Here is a 20,134-nt window from a genome sequence, read left to right as displayed (position 1 = left end):
CTCAGTGTCAGATTTCTTGGCTGCGGCCTTACAGCTAACAAGTACCTCAGATATAGATGCAAATCTCAATGCGGCAGAAGAACAAATTGAGTTAGCGTCAAGACGTGGGGCTGATCTTGTTGGACTTCCTGAAAACTTTGCTTTTTTGGGTGAGGATCAAAAAAAACTAAAAATTGCATCATCAATTTACGAAAAATGCAATAGCTTTTTAGTCACAATGGCAAGAAGATATCAAGTCGTTTTGCTTGGAGGTGGTTTTCCTGTCCCCGCAGGTGATGGAGAAAGAACTTTAAACAGAGCCGAATTGTTTGGAAAGGATGGTCAATCTCTGGCTAGATATGACAAGATTCACTTATTCGACGTTGATCTCCCTGAAGGTAACACTTATAGAGAATCTGAAACAATTGTGTCTGGAAGTGAATCGCCACCTGTTGTTGATGTGCCAGGTCTTTGCAAAATCGGACTCTCAATTTGTTATGACGTAAGATTCCCTGAGCTTTATCGAGATTTGGTAAATAAGGGTGCAGATTTATTAATGATTCCCGCCGCTTTCACTGCTTTTACAGGTAAAGATCACTGGCAAGTTTTACTTCAAGCAAGAGCTATAGAAAATACAGCTTATGTTGTTGCACCAGCCCAAACAGGTCGCCATTATGGCAGAAGACAAAGTCATGGACATGCGATGGTTATTGATCCATGGGGCACGGTCCTGGCAGATGCAGGGGTGGTTCAAGGAGCAGCGATAGCTCCTGCTGATAAAGAAAGAGTTGAGAGAATTAGAGGGCAAATGCCCAGCCTTAAACATAGAAAAACAGAGCTTTTTATTTGATGTTTAAAGATCAATCTTTAAAGTCAAAATTAGCATTTTTTACTGGACTTATTTTTTGTTCCAACCTGTTTATTACTTTACCGCTCAAATCTGCTAGTGCGCTTGCTGCTTGGGCTTTGACCAGTAACGGTAGCCTTAAATTAAGAACTTCTTCTGGGACTAAATTAGATGCTTTTTATCAGTCATCAACTATAGATAAAGGTGAAAGGGTATGGATTGATTTTCCTGGAGAATTAAGCAGACCTAGAACTATTAAAGGGAATGGATCAGTTAAGGAAATTAGACTAGGTAAACCTTCTATGGGTAAAACAAGGCTTGTTATAGAGTTCTTACCCTCAGTTGAATTAGAACACTCAAAATTAAGATTAATTGGTACTTCTCCATACAATTGGGAATTGAAATTCGTTGGTTTAGAAAGTAATTCTTTTCGTTCTATTGAAGAAGGTAATATCTTAAGAAACTCAATAAAAAGAACTTATGAAAAAATAAAGATTCAAGATTTAGATATTTCTACCTTGCCTAATGTCCCATATGGAAAGTATGAAGTTGTTATAGATCCTGGTCATGGGGGTTCAGACCCTGGTGCGGTAGGAATAAATGGGTTAAGAGAGACTGATATCGTTTTAGAGGTCTCAAAGAGTGTTTCAGAATTTCTAACAAATAAAGGGGTTAAAACAATACTCACTAGGAACTTTGAGAGAACATTAGACTTGCAACCAAGAGTTACTAAAGCTAATAATTCACAAGCTAATGCTTTTGTAAGTATTCATGCAAATGCAACAAGAGGGAAGCGAAAAGATGTAAATGGATTAGAGACTTATTATTACTCTGGTTATAAAGGCTATTCTTTAGCAAAAAATATTCAAAAACAGATTTTAATTTTTTCTCCGCAAAGCCCTGATAGGGGGGTTCGTAGATCTCGCTTTTATGTGATTAGAAAAACTTCCATGCCTGCAGCTTTGGTAGAGATTGGATTTGTTACTGGTATGTATGATGCAGATTTATTACGACAAAAAGCTTACAGAGATAAAATGTCTTTTGCTATTGCGAAGGGAATACTGAATTATCTCAGGGTTTCTAATTAGGTATGCATCTTGGAATATTTGATAGTGGTGTTGGAGGCTTCACAGTTTTAAAAAAGGTTATTGAATTATGTCCCAATACTTCATTTATATATCTGGCTGATACGGCAAGACTTCCCTATGGATTAAAGACAACCAATGAAATCAAACTAATTGCTGAAGAAATATCATCTTGGTTTAGGCATCAAAATATCGATGCTTTTTTGGTTGCTTGTAACACAACAAATGCAATAGCCTTGGACGTTATAAAGAAAAATTTAGATGTTCCTGTTTTTGACTTGATTGGTTCTGCAGCCTCAACAATCGAAGAATCAAAGGTGGGTGTTCTTGCTACTCCCTCTACAGTTAAATCCAAGGCTTATACAAATGCGATTTTAAAGTTCAAGCCAAAAACTTTAGTAATAGAACAACCATGTCCGGAATTTGTTCCGATGATTGAAATGGATAAAATTGATTCAGATGATCTTATTGATATTGCAATTAAATATTTAAAACCTCTTTTAAACCATAAAATTGATTCTTTAATTCTTGGCTGTAGTCATTATCCTCTCATAACCCCTTTACTCACAGAAATACTACCGTCTAGTGTTAAATTAATAGACCCTGCTGAGGCTCTTTCTTTAAAATTAAGGTTGTTTATGGATTCAAAAATAAGTGATTTTTCAGAGAAAAAATTTTTAGTTGATTCAAAGTTTTATGTAACCTCCAATCTTAAACAGTTTCCTTTTAAGGCCAAGCATTGGTTAAACGTGTTTCCTGAAGTTAATCTCGTTTCGCTGCAGAAGAAGGGTTGTGTCTCTTAATATTAAAAAGTAGAGCGGTTTTATGACCACAGTCACGGAAATTCTTCAACCTGTAGAACTTGATCTAGAAGCATTGCTTTTAGATCTTCGCAGCCTTATAGGTGCTGGACACCCTATCTTGCAGGCGGCTGCAGAACACCTTTTTAGTGCTGGAGGAAAACGTTTAAGGCCTGGAATAGTCCTATTGATTTCAAGAGCCTTGACATCTGAAAAGGATCTTCCTTTGAAGCATCGAAAGTTGGCCCAAATCACGGAGATGATTCATACTGCCTCTCTTGTTCATGATGATGTTGTTGATGAAGCAGATACCCGAAGAGGTGTTGAAACTGTACATAGTCGATTTGATCCCAGGATAGCTGTACTTGCAGGGGATTTTCTATTTGCACAAGCGAGTTGGCATCTAGCAAATCTTGAGAATTTAGATGTTGTTAAATTATTAAGCAGGGTAATTATGGATTTGGCTGAAGGTGAAATAAAACAGGGTCTAAATAGATTTGATTCTAGTCAATCATTTGAGAGCTATTTAGAAAAAAGTTATTGTAAAACAGCTTCACTTATCGCTAATAGCTCAAAGGCTATTGGTGTTTTATCTGATGTAGATCAAGAGAGCTTAAATTCACTTTATTTTTTTGGAAGACAATTAGGATTAGCGTTTCAAGTCGTAGACGATATTCTTGATTTTACTGGTAATGATGAACAATTAGGAAAACCAGCGGCCAGCGATCTTCAGAGCGGTTACCTTACGGCACCTGTTTTCTATGCTTTGGACGAGAATCCAACTCTTAGCGAACTTATTAATGGAAAATTCTTAAAAAAAGATGATCTTGATAAGGCTCTGTCTCTGGTAAGGGATTCAAATGCAATAAAGAAATCAAGAGAATTAGCAGAAAAATTTGCTTCTGAGTCTAAAGATTCAATTTCTTGGTTACCAGATTCATCATCAAAAAAAGCATTACTTGAATTGCCTGAATTCGTTATTAGCAGGCTCTATTAACTTAGTAATCACTCAATATTTTCTCAATTTCTTTTAAATGATTTATTTCGTTTAAACTTTTGCTTTGTTCAAAAAATTCTTTTTTTGGTTGCGCATCACTTTTTTCTTTTAAAAAGAAAACAAAACATCCTGCCTCTAGTGCTGAAGATACTCCAGAAATTGAATCTTCAACAGCCCAGCATTCTTTAGGCGTAATATTTAATTTTTTAGCAGCTAAAAGGTATGGATCTGGGGCAGGTTTCCCTTTTTTTAGTAGTTTGTCATCGCCAAGAACTCTAATAGAAAATAAATTCATCCATTTATGAGGCGCTGTTTTTATCTCGACAGATTCATGGCTGCTACTTGTGACTAACGCCATCGGAATATTTTCTTTATGACACCTTTTGACCAAACTCTCACCCCCTGGCATTGCTTGTGCGGTGAGAATGAGCTTTCTTGAGATGGGTTTATGTAAAGCTAGTAATTCTTCTGTTCTAACATCCATAGAAATCATTTTAACTAGTTCATTTGCACAATCAATTCTTCTTCTGCCTCTTAAGAGCTTTAGTTGGCTTTGAGTTAGATTTAGATCAAAAAACGAGGCTGTTTCTTTCCATGCCTGTCCATGTAAGGGTTCTGAATTAATTAAAACTCCATCAAGATCAAATAAAAATGCTTTAGGGAAATCCCAATTTTTCTTCATTGTGAATTTGTTTTAAATAAGAGTCTCACTATTCAAGCCTTTTGCTCAGAAATAGCTTGAATGCAATAAATGAAAAGTTGTTTTTATCTTTCATGAATTTAGACAATTCTAACTCTATTGAGTCTGTTCTTCAGGAGCAGAGAGTTTTTCCTCCTTCTGAAGACTTTGCCAGTAAAAGTAGAATCTCATCTTTTTCTAAGTACTTGGAAATGTCTGAGATAGCTAAATCAGATCCAAATAAATTTTGGGGTGATGCAGCTAGAGAAGAATTAAATTGGTTTAAATCTTTTGATAAGGTTCTGGATTGGTCCAATCCACCATTCGCTAAATGGTTTGATGGAGGTAAAATTAATATTTCTTTTAATTGTTTAGATCGCCACTTAAATACTCAAGCGGCTGACAAACTTGCGTTGATTTGGGAAGGAGAGCCAGGTGATCAAAAAAAATATACTTATAAACAATTGCACAAAGAAGTCTGCAAAGCAGCCAATGCACTCAAATCTATTGGTATTGAGAAAGGGGATCTTGTCGCTTTGTATATGCCTATGGTGCCTGAAGCCGCAATTGCGATGCTCGCTTGTGCAAGAATCGGAGCACCACATTCAGTCGTGTTTGGAGGCTTTTCATCTGAGGCGCTAAGAGATCGATTGATTAATGGTGAAGCGAAAGCAATAATTACGGCAGATGGTGGCTTTAGAAAAGATAAAGTAATTCCTCTCAAAGATTCTGTTGACTCAGCATTGGAAGGTGGTGCTTGTCCAAAGGTCGAATCAGTATTAGTCGTTCAGAGGACTAAAAAAACTATTTCTATGGATGATGGTAGAGATTATTGGTGGCATGAAATTGTAGATAGTCAATCTGAAGAATGTTTGCCTGAACAAATGGATAGTGAGGATTGCTTATTTGTTTTATATACCTCTGGTTCTACAGGCAAGCCAAAGGGAGTAGTTCATACAACTGCTGGTTATAACCTTTGGTCTCATTTAACTTTTAAATGGATCTTTGATATTCGTGAAAATGATGTTTATTGGTGTACGGCTGATGTGGGTTGGATAACGGGACATAGTTATATCGTCTACGGGCCACTATCTAATGGAGCAACTACTGTTATGTATGAAGGAGTTCCTAGACCGTCAAATCCAGGAGCTTTTTGGGAAGTAATTCAGAAGCATAAAATTTCGATTTTTTATACTGCTCCAACCGCTATAAGGGCCTTTATGAAAGCGGGAGAAAAGATTCCTAATCAATACGATTTATCTAGTTTGAGACTTTTAGGAACTGTTGGAGAGCCAATTAATCCTGAGGCTTGGATCTGGTATCGAGATGTCATTGGAAGGGGGAGATGCCCAATAGTTGATACTTGGTGGCAAACAGAAACGGGAGGTGTAATGATTAGCCCACTTCCTGGCGCGACTCCAACCAAGCCTGGATCAGCAACTTTCCCTTTACCTGGAATTGAAGCTGATGTCGTCAATTCAGACGGGGACTCTGTAGCTAGTAATGAGGGTGGATATTTAGTAGTCAAAAGACCATGGCCAGGAATGATGAGAAATGTTTATGGAGATGAAAAAAGATTTAGAGAGAGTTATTGGGAGTATTTAAAACCTTCAGATAATAGCTATTTATATTTTGCTGGTGATGGAGCTCGAAAAGACGAAGACGGTTATTTTTGGGTTATGGGTCGAGTTGATGATGTTATAAATGTCTCTGGTCATAGGCTTGGTACAATGGAAATAGAATCAGCCTTAGTAAGTCATGAGTTCGTCTCAGAAGCTGCAGTTGTGGGTAGGCCTGATGATTTAAAAGGGGAATCAATAGTGGCCTTTGTCACTTTGAAAACTGGAGCAGAGGCAAATAAAAATATTGATGCGCAATTAAAAGAACACGTCGTTAATGAAATAGGACCTATTGCCAAACCTGATGAAATTAAATTCACTGATTCTCTTCCTAAAACAAGAAGTGGAAAAATAATGCGAAGAATTTTGAGAGCACTGGCTTCAGGTGATGAAATAAAGGGAGATACAAGTACTCTTGAAGATAGATCAGTTTTAGATAAATTAAGAAGTTAATATTAAATTGCCCAATTAGCTATTTGATCGACCAAAAAATCAATTTTTTCATATTTTGAAGAATTTTGGAAATTAGATTTCAGTAACTTTTCTCTTAGACCTACGCCTACTGGGGTTAGATGATTACCGTCAATTCGCATGATTTTAGACTTATCAGAATTTCTACCCCTTAATGATTTTAGTAATAAATTATTTTGATCTAGATTATCATTTTTAAATTTGATTAATAGATTATTTCTTTGCTCATAGTGTTCTCTAATAAGAGTGAATGTTTCAGAGGGACTTGGACTAAATTCAGTTTGGAAATTTAGCCTCTGAGACATTTCCCCAAGCATAGGTATAGATTTATCTGCCTTGAAATTATTAAAGCTTATAGCTACTAAACCATCGCAATTCCTACCTCCATCCGGCGCGAGCAAATGTAATTTGCAACCAAGACTATGACCCAATCTTATTGAGTTTGGTATTATGCTAACTTTTTTTTCAAGAACTTTTCGAGAGTGACGGAATTGCTTCCATGCTTCATTCGCTTGAAGTTGATGATCAAAATTAGGTATATAGCTCCATGCATGTACTGCAAAATTTCTTTGCAAAAAACCAGAAATAAGTCTTTTGTACGTAACTTCTGGCTTTATTGAAATATAGCTACCTCCAATTATTTCTATAAGACCAACTGGCCTGGACGGCCATTGACAAGAAACATTATTTATTCTTCTAATAGTACTCATCGATGAATAATTACTCTAGAAAGAGAAATAGATAACGATTATAAGTTAAATAAAAGAATTTTTATTTTTAATTTTCTGCTAAGTTTTTATTCAACTCTGTTTTTTGATAATAATAGAGGCATGACTAATTAATTTTAATGTGAAAGAAAAGCAAACTCATCAGAAAGAGAGTGAACAGCTTGATTTCCTAAATGGAACAACTAAAAAAATTGCTAATAAAAAAGAGGAAGAGCTAGGAGAAAAAAGTTCTTTGAAACCAAACGAAGAACGGCCTGAAATTTTAAAAAAAGAGAATTCACCTGAGAATATCTTAATTTTAGATACTGAAACTACTGGCCTTGATAATGAAAAGGATGATTGTCTTGAAGTGGGTTCGATCCTTTTTAATGTCAAAAATCGATCTGTATTGGCGCAACAATCCTTCCTGTTACCAGTTGAAATAAATAATGCAGAAAAAATAAATAATATTCCTGCTGAAATAACTAGATTGGCTCAACCTCTATCTGAAGCAATTAAATATTTTGAATCTTTGGTTCGAGTATCAGATGTGATTGTTGCTCACAATGCAGAATTTGATATGAAATGGTTTGGTCTTAATAAATTACCTCAGATTGAAAAACAATGGATTTGCTCTATGGACGACATAACTTGGCCAGTTGATAGACAATTAAAGACTCGCCCTTCTGTAAGAGATCTTGCATTGGCTTATGGTGTACCAGTCTGGAATGCACATAGAGCTTTGACAGATTGCATATATTTGGCAGAGGTCTTTAAAAGATGTAGTGAACTTGAAAAAATGTTAGTTAGAGCGCTAGAACCAAAAGTTCTTCTTCGTGCTGAGATCTCTTATGAAAAAAGGCATCTAGCAAGAAACGCTGGTTTCCGATGGAATGATGCAATTAAGGGTGCCTGGTCTAGAAAAATGAGTCGTAGGGATATGGAAAAATTAGAATTCCCTGTGCATGAGGTTGACTTTCGTGATTAAAGTGGATTTTTCATAAAGTACTCATTCCAAATCTTTCATATATGTTTAATGTATTGAGTAATGAGTTTTCCTAGAGTTTTCTCCATGATTGATTTATGAGAAAATATCTCACTAAAGGAAATATAGTTGGTCAGTTTCATCTTGTAGAAAGTAAAACTGACGGTAACGAATTAAAAAAGCGCCTGAGACAATGGCAGCACTCGAGAAGTTGGGCTCGTTTGATTTGTGAAGCGGAAAGAATGTGGACTCTTGAATCAAGAGAACTAAAACGACTCGGGGCTATGGAATTAATTCAACTCCAAAATGAAATGCCTTTTAATGTGAGAAGAAGAGTTAATTATTGGTTGATTAAATATTCAGGTGTTACCCGGCTAGAGGATTAGGCTTAATCCTCTAGCCGAATTTAGTCTTACTAATTTTTTTAGCAAAAATTACGCAATAAATATTATTTTGAGGTTTACGTTAACAATTACTATTAAACAAACAAAAAATAATTTTGCTGAAGTTACTTTGACAAATTTCAAGAATTTAAGAGGGATGGTAGATCTTTTGCCTTCTCAGAGTCATTGCTGGCAGACGGTCGAATCAATTGCACTAGAACATTTTAATCGAGCTGGGCTTCAAGAAATTAGGACACCGATTATTGAGAAAACAGAATTGTTTTCAAGGGGTATTGGAGAAAATACTGATGTTGTAGGTAAAGAAATGTACAACTTCGAGGATAGGGGGGGGCGCTCTTGCACTTTGAGACCTGAAGGTACAGCTTCTGTAGCAAGATCAATTATCCAGCATGGATTATTAAATAATGGGCCTCAAAGGCTCTGGTATAGAGGACCAATGTTTAGATATGAGCGTCCTCAAGCAGGAAGACAAAGGCAGTTCCATCAAATTGGAGTTGAATTTGTTGGATTAGCATCTGTTATGAGTGAAGCAGAGGTTATTTCAATAGCTTGGAACTTTTTAAAGGATGTTGGTCTGAATGATTTGACTTTAGAAATTAATAGTCTTGGAAGTAATGAAGATCGAAATATTTTCAAAGAAGAGTTAAAAGATTGGCTTACACAGAGATTTGATTTATTAGATGAAGATTCTCAGAAAAGAATTGATGTGAATCCCTTGAGAATATTAGATAGTAAAAATAATTCTACAAAAGAACTTTTATCTGAGGCTCCTTCTTTAAAGGACTTTTTATCTAATGAAAGTAAAACTAGATTTGATTATTTACAGGAGTTACTAGATAATCTAAAGATCCCATATGAAATCAACAATAATTTGGTAAGGGGACTTGATTATTATTCTCATACAGCTTTCGAAATAACAAGTGATCACTTAGGCTCTCAAGCAACTGTATGTGGTGGTGGACGTTACGATGGGCTGATAAGAGAGCTGGGAGGGCCTCAAGCCCCCTCGATTGGCTGGGCTATTGGGATGGAAAGGCTGATAATTCTTGCTGGCGATAAAATTTTAAAGTCAAGATCCCCAGATATTTATGTGATTCATAAAGGTGAAAAAGCTGAGAAACTAGCTTTGGAAATTACTTGTCAGTTAAGATCTTCCAACTTAATGATTGAATTGGATTACTCAGGTTCATCTTTTTCAAAACAATTTAAGCGGGCAGATAAAAGTAGGGCTAAATGGGCCTTAGTTATAGGCGAGGATGAGGCCACTAAGGGTCAATTATTGATGAAGAAATTAAGAGATAAACAAAATGATGAGCAGAGTAAGGAATATATTTTTTCAAAGGAGGATTTAGATCAGTTAATTAAAAAGTTGATTGCTTGAAAAAATGATGGATTGTTTTAAATGAGATCTATTAAAATACAAAAAATATGTTGTATTGGCGCTGGTTATGTCGGCGGCCCAACCATGTCTGTTATTGCAGATAAATGTCCCGATTTAGAAGTTAGGGTTGTTGATATCAATAAAGAACGAATTGATGCATGGAATGATTCAGATCTAAATAATTTACCAATATTTGAACCTGGATTAGATCGGATAATTTCAAGAACAAGAGGGCGAAACCTTTTCTTTAGTACAGAAATGGAAAAATCAATATCTGATGCTGATATGATTTTTATATCAGTTAATACTCCAACAAAAACAAAAGGTCTTGGAGCAGGACAAGCAAGTGATCTTAGTTGGGTTGAAGCTAGTGCAAGGCAAGTAGCTAAATATGCAAAAGGACATACGATAGTAATTGAAAAAAGTACTCTTCCCGTTCGTACTGCACAAGCAATAAAAGAGATACTTAAGACAACAAATAGAGAGAATCAAAAAAATGAAATCGCAAAAACTTTTTCTGTTTTATCGAATCCTGAATTCTTGGCTGAAGGTACCGCGATTAATGACTTAGAAAAACCTGATAGGGTTTTAATTGGTGGAGAGGATTCTGATGCTGTAGATGCACTGGTTAAGATTTATTTGAATTGGGTTCCTGGTGAACAGATAATTTGTACTAATTTATGGAGTAGCGAACTTTCAAAATTAGCTGCTAATGCATTTCTAGCTCAGAGAATTAGTTCCATAAATTCTATTTCAGCCTTTTGTGAAGCTACTGGAGCTGATGTTCAGGAAGTTGCCAAAGCAATAGGAACAGATAAAAGAATAGGGAATCAATTCCTTAGTGCAGGTCCTGGATTTGGTGGGAGCTGCTTTAAAAAGGATATTTTGAATTTAGTTTATTTAAGTGGGTATTTTGGTTTGCCAGAGGTTGCTGATTATTGGAATCAAGTCGTGGTACTCAATACTTGGCAGCAAGATAGAATTTATAAAATTGTCCTTGAGAAGCTTTTTGGCACCGTTAATGGAAAAAATATAGCAATACTTGGTTTTTCTTTTAAGGCAAACACCAACGATACTAGAGAATCTCCTGCAATAAGAATTTCCAGTGACTTACTTGAAGAAGGAGCAATTTTATCGATTTATGACCCTAAGGTTTCATTTAAGAGAATAGAAGAAGATTTTGAAAAAATTTCATTTAATAATCAAGGAATTTGGAAAATGGCCAATTCCATTCCAGAGGCATTGAAAAATGTTGATGCAGTTTTAATTCTTACTGCATGGGATGAATTCTTTGGACTTGATTGGAATTATTTGGCTTCTTTGATGAGATCACCGGCTTGGGTTTTTGATACAAGATCTGTTGTTGATCGAAAAGAAATAGAAAATACATGCATAAATCTATGGAAGCTGGGTGAAGGGAACTAAATTTTTCGTCATAAAAAAATAATATGTCTATAATCGATGCTTAAATAAATCAAATTGATTTGAAGTCTTTAACTGATTTAATTTTAAAAAACATAATGCTATTTAAATTTCTTTTCAAGAAGAAGAAAAAACTTCATGAACAATCTGAAGAAACATTTGAAATGAAAAATTGGATGAACTTAACAAAGGAAGAGAGACTTGAAATAGATTTTAATGAAAAGAATAAAATGATGAGAAAGAAGAAGGCATTGTTAGAATCAATAAGAGAAGAATATATTAAAATAAAAAAGGAAAAATAATTAATATTTAAGTATTAGACTTTAAATAAAAATGCTCAAAGTTATTTATTAGAATAATTACTATCAACTATTGAATTTTATGATTTGGCCTCCAGTAAAAGCATGGACTAGCAAGGTATATATAAATGATCAAGTTCATTTCGTCGCAATTAATTATGGTGGAGAATTGCTTAATAGATGGGTCGTTCTTATGTCTGTACTTGACTCGAATGTGATTGTAAAAGTTTCGTGGTCTCAAATAATTGATTTGTCTAAATGGGAGGCTGGATGGGATGAAAAAAATTATCTAGAATCTTCTAAATCAGTTAATAAGAAAAATGATAATAAAACTAGCAAATCTTCTCGTCTATCCACTGACTCTGGTTTAACTATTCCTATAAGCGAGCATAGCATTAGGCCTTGGTTTTACTAGATTTAAATAATATTTTATCTAACATTTTTAATACTTTAAGTATAATTTTTTTCTTATTTGCTTTTAATCTGACGTTTTGAGCTTTCTTTGGTTGGCTTTTTACGTTAGAAAAAAGATACCTGTTTGTTTGAGAATGATAGAAGCATCAATGTGGCTATCACAGAAAGAAGCTAGTGAGGTTTTAAGAGTAGATGAACAGTCTTTAGAAGTGTTGAGAGAAAGGGGTTATCTAAAGCCAGGATCTCACTGGAGAAGTTCAAATGATCCTAAGCAATTACCCTGGAAGCCAAAAGTTTTCTATTTTATAAGCGGATGTAAAGAAGTTGTTGAATATTTGCAGAAAAATGATGATTCTTTTACTCAAAAAGCAGCTTAAAGAAAAAATCAAGAGTTTCTTGAATTCGGTATTTCAGGATTGAAGATTTTTAAGCCACGAGAATTTCACCTTTACAGTCTTTGATCGAAGTCTCCAAAATTGGATAAAGAGAAATCATTTTTCCGTATTCAGCCGATGTTCTATAAACATTCGCTTTCTCTCTATAGTGGTCTTCTGTCTCCATCTCTAGATTATTAAGTCGATTGAAGTTCATGATTCATTATCCAAAAGGATTTAACTATTTAATAGTTATAAATAAAGAGACTAAATTAATCTTTTATATTAATTACATATTTGGATGTATTTATATGGATTAAGAGACTTGATTGGTCTCGAATGCCTGATATAAATTATTTTTATGTATCAATTAATTCTTTAATCAAAAAGTCTAAGATAGGCAATTTGCTTGATTTTGTTTGTTATCTCTCATTGGCTGTCTGTTTTTGTATTGTTTAAAACCTCGTCTTTTGGATATTTTTTTATTTGGATAGGATTTGAATAATAAAAAAAATTTACAGATTCTTTCTCTTGCATGAGTATTCGATGAAATTGCAGTATTCTCTGTTCGGTTTTGAAAAATAGAACTTCTAATGCAGACCTATGGAAATTCAGCAGTCACCTACGGGTGGTGGGCTGGTAACTCAGGGGTCACCAACCGTTCAGGCAAATTTATTGCTGCTCATGCCGCTCATACCGGTTTGATTGCTTTCTGGGCTGGTGCCTTCACGTTATTTGAATTAGCTCGTTTTGACCCTTCTGTACCTATGGGTCATCAGCCTTTAATTGCTCTTCCTCATTTAGCAGCTTTAGGTTTGGGCTTTGATGAGTCTGGGGCTTTTGTTGGTGGTACTGCAGTCGTTTCAATTGCTGTAGTTCATCTAGTTTTGTCCATGGTTTATGGCGCTGGTGGATTAATGCATTCATTGCTTTTTTCTAGCGATATGCAGGAATCTTCAGTACCTCAGGCAAGGAAATTTAAACTTGAATGGGACAACCCTGACAACCAGACTTTTATACTTGGACATCACTTGATTTTCTTTGGTGTAGCTTGTATTTGGTTTGTTGAATGGGCCAGAATTCATGGAATTTATGATCCTGCTATTGGGGCTATTCGTCAGGTTGAATATGACCTTAATTTGAGTCACATATGGGATCATCAGTTCGACTTCCTCACTATCGATAGTTTGGAAGATGTAATGGGAGGTCATGCTTTCTTGGCATTCTTAGAAATTACTGGTGGAGCATTCCATATCGCTACTAAGCAAGTCGGTGAATATACGAAGTTCAAAGGATCTGGTCTTCTTTCTGCAGAAGCTGTCCTTTCATGGTCTCTTGCTGGTATTGGTTGGATGGCAGTAGTTGCAGCATTCTGGTGCGCACAAAACACTACTGTTTATCCTGTTGAATGGTTTGGCGAACCATTGGCACTTAAGTTTGGTATTTCTCCTTATTGGATAGATACTGTTGATCTTCCTAACGGAGCTCATACTTCACGTGCTTGGCTATCAAACGTCCATTATTACTTTGGATTCTTCTTTATCCAAGGTCATTTATGGCATGCTCTTCGGGCAATGGGATTCGATTTTAAACGAGTAACTAATGCCTTAAGTAATCTAGATACTGCATCAGTATCATTAAAATAGTTAAATAAATTTAACTTAATAAAAAAGCCCCACTTGTTTGGGGCTTTTTTATTGGGCTTAATTAATCAATAGGTCAGTAATTACAATTAGAATCGACAATATCTCTTAATATTTTAAAATCTTTATTTCTTCGATTACTAATTAGTGATTTATCACATATTTACTAATGATTAGAGCAAATTAAATGTTTGATTGAGATATGATAAGAATCAAATTTACTTGTGATGTTAAATATTCATATGGGATATTATTTTTTAGGAATTTTCATTTACTTCCGTAAGCTTGTTTATAGATGAGTTTGTCGTTTTTAGGCTTGGATGACCTATATAAAACTAATGCAATCCCAACATTAGTACTTTCCTTGGGCCTTCTTGGAATCATAGGAATTCTTCTGACCCTTGGTAGAAGATTAGATTCTGCGATGAAGTTAGAAAGATTTGGTATTCCGATAGCACTTTTAGTTGGAGCATTAGGTTTTTTAATTGGTCCTTATGGACCTTTTTCATTATTACCAGAAAGGGTTCTGGATACATGGATGCAATTACCAACGCCATTGCTGACTTTAGTTTTCGCGACCTTAATGCTTGGAAGACCAATTCCAAGCATTAGTGCTATTTGGAAACCAGTTGCTTCCCAGGCCTTATTGGGACTTTTACTAGGCTTTGGTCAATATGTTGTTGGTGGGATAATTGTGTTGTCATTTCTGCTTCCTTACTTCGGGGTAGATCCACTGATGGGATGCATTATTGAAGTTGGTTTTGAGGGGGGACACGGAGCTGCTGCAATAATGGGAGATAGTTTTATGAAGTTAGGCTTCCCTGAGGGCCTAGATCTTGGGTTCGCAATGGCAACTGTAGGTTTACTTGCTTCTACTTTGCTAGGTAGCGGTTTAGTCGTACTAGGTAGGTTTTTGGGATGGCTTGTTCCAGCCGAACCAGAGATCAAAAATGATTTAAATGACATTGAATTGGAATTTAAACCAATTGAACAAATTAAGTTGCTTTTATATAATTTTGCTCTAGTAGGACTAGCTGTTTTAGTTGGAATATTTCTACTCTATTGTTTAAGATTATCATCTAATTATTTGAGTGATATAAGTAAGCAAGTTATATTTGCTTTTCCTGTATTCCCATTGGCTTTGATGGGTTCATTCTGTATAAGATCTTTATTGGAAAAAACTGGAAATACTAAATTAGTCTCATCACTTTTTCAACGTGAGATTGGCATACTTTCAACAGATTTACTAATAATCACAGCTATGGCTGGATTGAATTTACCTTTATTGGTTAACTACTGGGTTCCAATAACGATTTTAGCCATTGGTGGATTAATTTGGAATCTTGCAGGGATGTTGATTTTTTCTAGATTATTTTTTAGAGAAGAATGGTTTGAAAGAGCAATAGCAGAGTTTGGAAATTCAACTGGAGTGGCAGCTAGTGGATTATTACTCTTGAGATTGGCTGATCCTCGAAACTCTACTAATACGCTTCCTGTGTTTTCTATTAAGCAATTATTTCTTCAACCACTTCTTTCTGGAGGCTTAATTACGGTAGTAGCACCTTTGTTTATAAGTAATTTTGGTCTTAAAGGATGGACAGAATTTTGTGTATTAATTTCATTGTCTTTATTCGTTGTCGCAATATCTTTGCAGTCAAAATATACAAAAGCTTCAGCATGACAATCAACATACTTAATTAAAGTTATAATTTATATAAATATTAGATTTAATAAACCATTTCCCTGCTTTAAATGAACCGACAAATTTACAATGATATTCCTCCTCAAGAATTAAAAGAAAAATGGTTTAAAAGTCATCTACTTGGAAAAGAGGTTGAATTAAGAGAGCTCTATGAATTACCTCAGGATCAGTTGGATTTGGTCATGGCAGAAACTGCAGAATTTAGGAGCGATATAGGAAATAGAGATAGAAATCTAGGTAAATTTTGTACAGCTGGGTACTTTTTAGAGTTATCAAGAATCATTGACAAAAGAAGAGCATCAGAATAATTTTCTACTTTATTTCCCGAAAATCAGAGGCTTATTTTGTTTCCTCCATAGTTCATTTTTTTTCATAACTATTGGATATTTCTCATGCGTGAAATAATAATTTAACCAACTTCGTAAATATTGGATTTCATGGTTTTGATCAAAGTTTTTTATATCCGCTATTCTAAATTGCCTTACAAATGGCCAGATAGCCCAATCAGCTAAGCTTTCTTTTGCATCAACGAGAAATAAAGGTTCCCCTTCGGTCGCAAATTCTTTTAATCTGTTATTTAAAGATAAAAGTATTTTCGTGGCAGCAGCTCGATGAGTTTCTGCTTCTTCAAAATTGAATCTAGATGCATATTTAAACCGATCTAAATGATATTTAAATTGATTATCATTTGTTTCTATAAGACTAAATATTTCTTTAGACTTTTCATTATTATCACCAAACAATTTATGTATATAAGATCTTTCAATACTCCATTTCATAATGTCTAAACTCTCGTCAATTACTTTTTTTAAAGTAGTCTGTAATACAGGTACAGTTGCTTTTTTAGAAATTTCAATTAGCTCAATAGGCTTATCCTTTAGTTCGACCTCTCTTAACTCCACTACCTGATTTGTATTTAATAAAGCCCATCTAGCTCTAATTGCATAAGGACATCGTCTAAAGCTATATAAAATATTGTGCTTCATAATTTTCCTGTTAAAATCATCATGAGCCCTATACCTAGATATGATTAGCCATTCTCATAAACCTTAAAAGAATATGCTTCATATGTATATCTTTTATTATTTTTTTTGGAAATTATATTTTACTATAAGAATATAATCCATTTTTTTATATTCCAAACACTTTATTTCTCAAGAATATTAAATCATGTCAGGATTTGTTTATTTAATGAAAAATGGAGATTTATATAAACTCGGGTGCACTGCTAATTTGAAAAGTGAGGCTAGTAAGATGAAACCAGGTGAAATAATTTCTTCTTTCAAAACTAATGATCCCAAATCTTTTGAAGTAAGATTGCTTAGGCTTTATAAGAAGAAGAGAATTCCAGATACGAACTATTTTCGTTTGTCTGAATCAGAAGTTAATAATTGTAAAAAACATTTAGAAGGTAAAAGTAATTTTCCAAAAAGCTTAAATGATGAGTTGAGAATAGGATTAAATGGATCTTTATTTTTCGCGGCTATAACTTTTATTGTTTCATTCCTTATTAATAAGATGTATATATTTAGTTTCTTTCTTTCAGTACTATTTGCCTCTTTCCCAATGTGGTCACTTGCAATTCTCGGTAGTTTTGGTGGTTATGATACTGATGACCTTACACTTTTCTCTACAACCTCTAACAGATTGAAAGGCTTTTTAATAGCTATTTCGATGATTTCAGTTGCATATGTTCTATATACTTTCTCTCGCTCTTCAATTGCCTTTTAATTTAAATAATTATTTATAGATTATATACATATAATTTATAAATTCTTGCTTAATTATAAAAATATAGCTATAAAGATATTTAATAGGTAACGACCTTTAGAGAGAATGAACATTTCTGATTATCTTCAATTCTTAGAACCAATACAAGACCAGCTAAATAAGGTTTACTCAATCGCTTCATTGGCTCTTACGGTTTTGGTTTGTCTGTGGCTTTTTAATTTTATAGTTGGTCTCATACAAAGAACTTATTCAGTAGGTAAAGCTATAGGAAGTTTTTATAGAAATTATTTTCATAAGTATCTTCGTAAGGCAATTCTGGGAGTATTGAATACATTTAAGAAAACCACTAATCCTATTTAAAAAAAGTCCTTCATCATTTTCCCTCATAGTGTTGTTTCAAGTTGACAGTTTAGTGCTATTTCAAAAGGAACAGAACTGTTTGGCAAATCAAGTAAATTAGAACAAATATTTGCAATATCATTTGACTGTGTCATATCTTTTTTGGGAAAATGATTTATTTGTTTTGTCATATCTGTATTTACCCAGCCTGGGCAAATAGCTGTAACCCTAATACCTTTTTCCCAGCCTTCATTTCTCATTGTTTGGCATAAGCTCATTAAAGCGAATTTACTCATTGAATAGCTAGCTAAGTTGCCTTTAGATCGCTTTCCACTCATCGATACCAAGACAATAATTCGTGCTGAAGTACTATTACTTAAATACTTCCAGGCATCTTTTGTTAATATCCATGGCCCCATTACATTAACTTTCCATAGTTCTTCAATATCTTGCACATCATTATCATTAAATATTAAATTTGTTCTTTTAAATATTCCAGCACAATGAATAATAGTATCAATATTTCTAAAAGTTTTGACTGTTCTCTCTACCCATGATTTTGATGAAGTTTGATCAGTAGCATCATAGTTATGAACTAAAAAACTTTCTGGATTATTTAATCTTGGATCTAAGCATGTATTTATTAAATCTTCTTTATTCCTTACCCCTAAGCTTAATGAATGACCTTCTTTAAGTAATTTTAATGCTATCGCTTTTCCTATACCTCTAGTTGCTCCACTTATAAGAATCTTTCTCATTTATTATTAAATATTAATGCTTTAAATAATAAATTTAATTCTCTACCATGCATGTTCATTAAGCCTTGCTTTATAGCCCAAGGTGATTTCCTGAACATTTTCCACATTGCGGATACTAATTCTTTAAGACTAAGTGTATTTGTAAGGAATCCATACCATTGTTTATTAGGTAAACTAAAAAATTCTACAAAGAATCCCCTTAGCAACTCCTCTTCAAATCGCATCAATTTTTCTAATCCAAATTTATAAATAGCTTGTTTTCTTCTAAGTTCTGATGGCCATAAGACTTGCCATCCTTCCCTTGCTAGTGAAGCTGAGGATGCTTTTTGATCTTTCATTGCCAATGAAAGAGCTTTGGCAACCTTAGGAGCTCTCCTTAAAAGGCTTCCAACCATGTATCCGGATGCGGGGTGTACCATCCCAGCAGAACCGCCGAAACCAAGAACCGGTTGTGATAGATCAGGTATAGGCATGTTCATTGGCAAATATGAACCATGCTCTTCATGCTCAAGACTTTTTATTTCTAATCCCCGAGTTTCTAATCTTTTTTCCAGTCTTCTTTTTAACTCATCAAGAGAGACTGGAGGAAATAGACCCAAGGATGTTTCTTCTAAGAAAAATTTTCCATCTCCCATATCCATAGCGTATAAAAATGTTGGAGCTTCTTTCCTCTCGTCTGGATTCAAGTGGTCACAGCGATAATCCATCAGAACAAATTGACCTTTCTCGACAGGGGGTTCGTTGAACTTCCCTACGATGCCGTAACAAGTTTGAACGGCTACTGGGCCTTGGTTCGGAGATTTAATAAAAACGGGTTTGTAACCAGTTGCGTCAATTACTAAACGAGCATTAAGCTTCTTACCATTGGAAGTTTTAACTGTGCTGGTTAATTGATTGGTTTCTAAGTTAATTGCTGATCCTTTGTGCCATTCTATTCCAGCCTTATTGCATTGATCTAACCAATAAGCTTGCAATTTGTTTTTATCAAAAAGCCCATAATCTCTATTATGTTTAGTAACTTCATTCTTTTTAGAATTTGGATCCTTGTCTCCTTCCCCAAAATAACTAATGGTATTTATCCATCTATGTTCAAGTAAATGACTTAGACCAAGGTCGTCAACCTCTTCACCCCAAATACCATAGGTAAAGGGCCAAGGTTCTTCTGGAGATTGCTCCGATAAGATTTCAATATTTAAGTTTTCACTTGCTAATGCTGCCGCTATTGATAAAGCGCCTGGGCCTGAACCTAGTACTAGAGCATCTTTTAATGCACTATTCCTCATAGCTCCCCTTGAGGAACATTGTCGTTTCCGTTTACTTGGAATCGAAAATTAGCATTTAATTTCTTAGAATAAAATCTAGTTATTTGACTGCTTCCCAGGAATCCCACTTTAAACACCTATGCCTATAGAATCAAGAATAGCTTCTGATGGGATTAACAATGAATTGTATTAATGTTTTTTATCAACTTAAGGGTTTTATTTTATTTTTAAGTATC

23 protein-coding genes are annotated in these 20,134 nt (G+C 34.6%); 17 read left to right on the top strand and 6 right to left on the bottom strand.

Translation table 11 applies throughout. The annotated features are described in order from the left end of the window. The first annotated feature begins 4 nt into the window (after positions 1 to 4). Genes SIB75_RS07630 through sds form a run of 4 tightly spaced genes read left to right on the top strand, consistent with a single transcriptional unit; the run spans position 5 to position 3,708 of the window. Positions 5 to 829, top strand: a complete 825-nt coding sequence (locus SIB75_RS07630) for a carbon-nitrogen hydrolase family protein (RefSeq protein WP_413390125.1) — start codon at positions 5 to 7, stop codon at positions 827 to 829. Beyond that, entirely contained in the window at positions 829 to 1,914 is a 1,086-nt protein-coding gene (locus SIB75_RS07625; RefSeq protein ID WP_413682688.1) for an N-acetylmuramoyl-L-alanine amidase, read from the top strand. Before SIB75_RS07630 ends, SIB75_RS07625 begins: the two co-directional genes overlap by 1 nt. Positions 1,915 to 1,916: 2 nt before the next feature. Beyond that, on the top strand, positions 1,917 to 2,714 hold the full coding sequence (gene murI / locus SIB75_RS07620; RefSeq protein ID WP_413682687.1) for a glutamate racemase: 798 nt from the start codon (positions 1,917 to 1,919) through the stop codon (positions 2,712 to 2,714). A gap of 22 nt (positions 2,715 to 2,736) precedes the next feature. Continuing rightward, positions 2,737 to 3,708 carry a solanesyl diphosphate synthase gene (gene sds, locus SIB75_RS07615; protein ID WP_413682686.1) on the top strand — a complete coding sequence of 324 codons (972 nt, stop codon included), beginning with the start codon at positions 2,737 to 2,739 and terminating at the stop codon, positions 3,706 to 3,708. 1 nt (position 3,709) lies between these two features. Here sds and SIB75_RS07610 read toward each other — a convergent pair whose 3' ends face one another. Next, the gene (locus tag SIB75_RS07610; protein ID WP_413682685.1) at positions 3,710 to 4,390 is read right to left on the bottom strand and encodes an HAD family hydrolase; all 681 of its coding nucleotides are present in this window, start codon (positions 4,388 to 4,390) and stop codon (positions 3,710 to 3,712) included. Between the two features lie 92 nt (positions 4,391 to 4,482). Here SIB75_RS07610 and acs point away from each other — a divergent pair, with 92 nt between their 5' ends. Continuing rightward, positions 4,483 to 6,459, top strand: coding sequence for an acetate--CoA ligase (acs, locus tag SIB75_RS07605; RefSeq protein WP_413682684.1), 1,977 nt, complete (start codon positions 4,483 to 4,485; stop codon positions 6,457 to 6,459). 2 nt (positions 6,460 to 6,461) lie between these two features. Here acs and SIB75_RS07600 read toward each other — a convergent pair whose 3' ends face one another. Beyond that, complete coding sequence (locus SIB75_RS07600) at positions 6,462 to 7,187, bottom strand: DUF1350 family protein (RefSeq protein ID WP_413682683.1); 726 nt, start codon at positions 7,185 to 7,187, stop codon at positions 6,462 to 6,464. 139 nt (positions 7,188 to 7,326) lie between these two features. Between SIB75_RS07600 and SIB75_RS07595 the strand changes: the two genes are divergently transcribed. The 7 genes from SIB75_RS07595 to SIB75_RS07565 all read left to right on the top strand — a co-directional run bounded on the left by SIB75_RS07595 (position 7,327) and on the right by SIB75_RS07565 (position 12,466). Next, positions 7,327 to 8,172 (top strand): 3'-5' exonuclease, encoded by an 846-nt coding sequence (locus SIB75_RS07595; RefSeq protein ID WP_413682682.1) that lies wholly within the window; start codon positions 7,327 to 7,329, stop codon positions 8,170 to 8,172. A gap of 95 nt (positions 8,173 to 8,267) precedes the next feature. Further along, positions 8,268 to 8,555: a hypothetical protein gene (locus SIB75_RS07590; RefSeq protein ID WP_413682681.1), complete on the top strand. Its 288-nt coding sequence runs from the start codon at positions 8,268 to 8,270 to the stop codon at positions 8,553 to 8,555. A gap of 127 nt (positions 8,556 to 8,682) precedes the next feature. Continuing rightward, on the top strand, positions 8,683 to 9,954 hold the full coding sequence (gene hisS / locus SIB75_RS07585) for a histidine--tRNA ligase (RefSeq protein WP_413684832.1): 1,272 nt from the start codon (positions 8,683 to 8,685) through the stop codon (positions 9,952 to 9,954). A 21-nt stretch (positions 9,955 to 9,975) separates the two neighbouring features. Then, positions 9,976 to 11,379 (top strand): nucleotide sugar dehydrogenase, encoded by a 1,404-nt coding sequence (locus SIB75_RS07580; protein ID WP_413682680.1) that lies wholly within the window; start codon positions 9,976 to 9,978, stop codon positions 11,377 to 11,379. Positions 11,380 to 11,438: 59 nt separating this feature from the next. Next, positions 11,439 to 11,678, top strand: coding sequence for a hypothetical protein (locus SIB75_RS07575; RefSeq protein WP_413682679.1), 240 nt, complete (start codon positions 11,439 to 11,441; stop codon positions 11,676 to 11,678). Between the two features lie 79 nt (positions 11,679 to 11,757). Next, positions 11,758 to 12,090, top strand: a complete 333-nt coding sequence (locus tag SIB75_RS07570) for a TIGR02450 family Trp-rich protein (protein WP_413682678.1) — start codon at positions 11,758 to 11,760, stop codon at positions 12,088 to 12,090. Positions 12,091 to 12,181: 91 nt separating this feature from the next. Beyond that, on the top strand, positions 12,182 to 12,466 hold the full coding sequence (locus SIB75_RS07565) for a hypothetical protein (protein ID WP_413682677.1): 285 nt from the start codon (positions 12,182 to 12,184) through the stop codon (positions 12,464 to 12,466). Positions 12,467 to 12,515: 49 nt separating this feature from the next. On the opposite strand, the gene SIB75_RS07560 is transcribed toward SIB75_RS07565, so the two are convergent. Next, positions 12,516 to 12,680 (bottom strand): hypothetical protein, encoded by a 165-nt coding sequence (locus SIB75_RS07560; RefSeq protein ID WP_413682676.1) that lies wholly within the window; start codon positions 12,678 to 12,680, stop codon positions 12,516 to 12,518. Positions 12,681 to 13,056: 376 nt separating this feature from the next. Here SIB75_RS07560 and SIB75_RS07555 point away from each other — a divergent pair, with 376 nt between their 5' ends. From SIB75_RS07555 to SIB75_RS07545, 3 genes are all read left to right on the top strand, one after another. Then, positions 13,057 to 14,109: a chlorophyll a/b binding light-harvesting protein gene (locus SIB75_RS07555; protein WP_413682675.1), complete on the top strand. Its 1,053-nt coding sequence runs from the start codon at positions 13,057 to 13,059 to the stop codon at positions 14,107 to 14,109. 292 nt (positions 14,110 to 14,401) lie between these two features. Then, positions 14,402 to 15,787 carry a sodium/glutamate symporter gene (locus tag SIB75_RS07550; protein ID WP_413682674.1) on the top strand — a complete coding sequence of 462 codons (1,386 nt, stop codon included), beginning with the start codon at positions 14,402 to 14,404 and terminating at the stop codon, positions 15,785 to 15,787. 71 nt (positions 15,788 to 15,858) lie between these two features. Next, complete coding sequence (locus SIB75_RS07545; RefSeq protein ID WP_413682673.1) at positions 15,859 to 16,116, top strand: hypothetical protein; 258 nt, start codon at positions 15,859 to 15,861, stop codon at positions 16,114 to 16,116. 9 nt (positions 16,117 to 16,125) lie between these two features. On the opposite strand, the gene SIB75_RS07540 is transcribed toward SIB75_RS07545, so the two are convergent. Continuing rightward, positions 16,126 to 16,794, bottom strand: a complete 669-nt coding sequence (locus SIB75_RS07540; RefSeq protein WP_413682672.1) for a glutathione S-transferase — start codon at positions 16,792 to 16,794, stop codon at positions 16,126 to 16,128. Between the two features lie 184 nt (positions 16,795 to 16,978). On the opposite strand from SIB75_RS07540, the gene SIB75_RS07535 reads away from it, so the two are divergent. Together SIB75_RS07535 and SIB75_RS07530 are read left to right on the top strand one after the other, a co-directional pair. Beyond that, positions 16,979 to 17,539, top strand: coding sequence for a GIY-YIG nuclease family protein (locus tag SIB75_RS07535; protein ID WP_413682671.1), 561 nt, complete (start codon positions 16,979 to 16,981; stop codon positions 17,537 to 17,539). 105 nt (positions 17,540 to 17,644) lie between these two features. Next, the gene (locus SIB75_RS07530; protein ID WP_413682670.1) at positions 17,645 to 17,899 is read left to right on the top strand and encodes a hypothetical protein; all 255 of its coding nucleotides are present in this window, start codon (positions 17,645 to 17,647) and stop codon (positions 17,897 to 17,899) included. 23 nt (positions 17,900 to 17,922) lie between these two features. Here SIB75_RS07530 and SIB75_RS07525 read toward each other — a convergent pair whose 3' ends face one another. Continuing rightward, positions 17,923 to 18,636 (bottom strand): SDR family NAD(P)-dependent oxidoreductase, encoded by a 714-nt coding sequence (locus SIB75_RS07525; protein ID WP_413682669.1) that lies wholly within the window; start codon positions 18,634 to 18,636, stop codon positions 17,923 to 17,925. Beyond that, positions 18,633 to 19,919, bottom strand: a complete 1,287-nt coding sequence (crtL, locus tag SIB75_RS07520) for a lycopene beta cyclase (protein ID WP_413682668.1) — start codon at positions 19,917 to 19,919, stop codon at positions 18,633 to 18,635. The genes SIB75_RS07525 and crtL overlap by 4 nt, the downstream gene beginning before the upstream one ends. Positions 19,920 to 20,134: the final 215 nt, after the last annotated feature.

The organism is Prochlorococcus sp. MIT 1011, assembly GCF_047305235.1.
In the GTDB taxonomy this organism is placed as follows: Bacteria; Cyanobacteriota; Cyanobacteriia; order PCC-6307; family Cyanobiaceae; genus Prochlorococcus_B.
The sequence above is the reverse complement of the archived record's forward strand: the minus strand, read 5'-3'. Positions and strand labels throughout refer to the sequence as shown.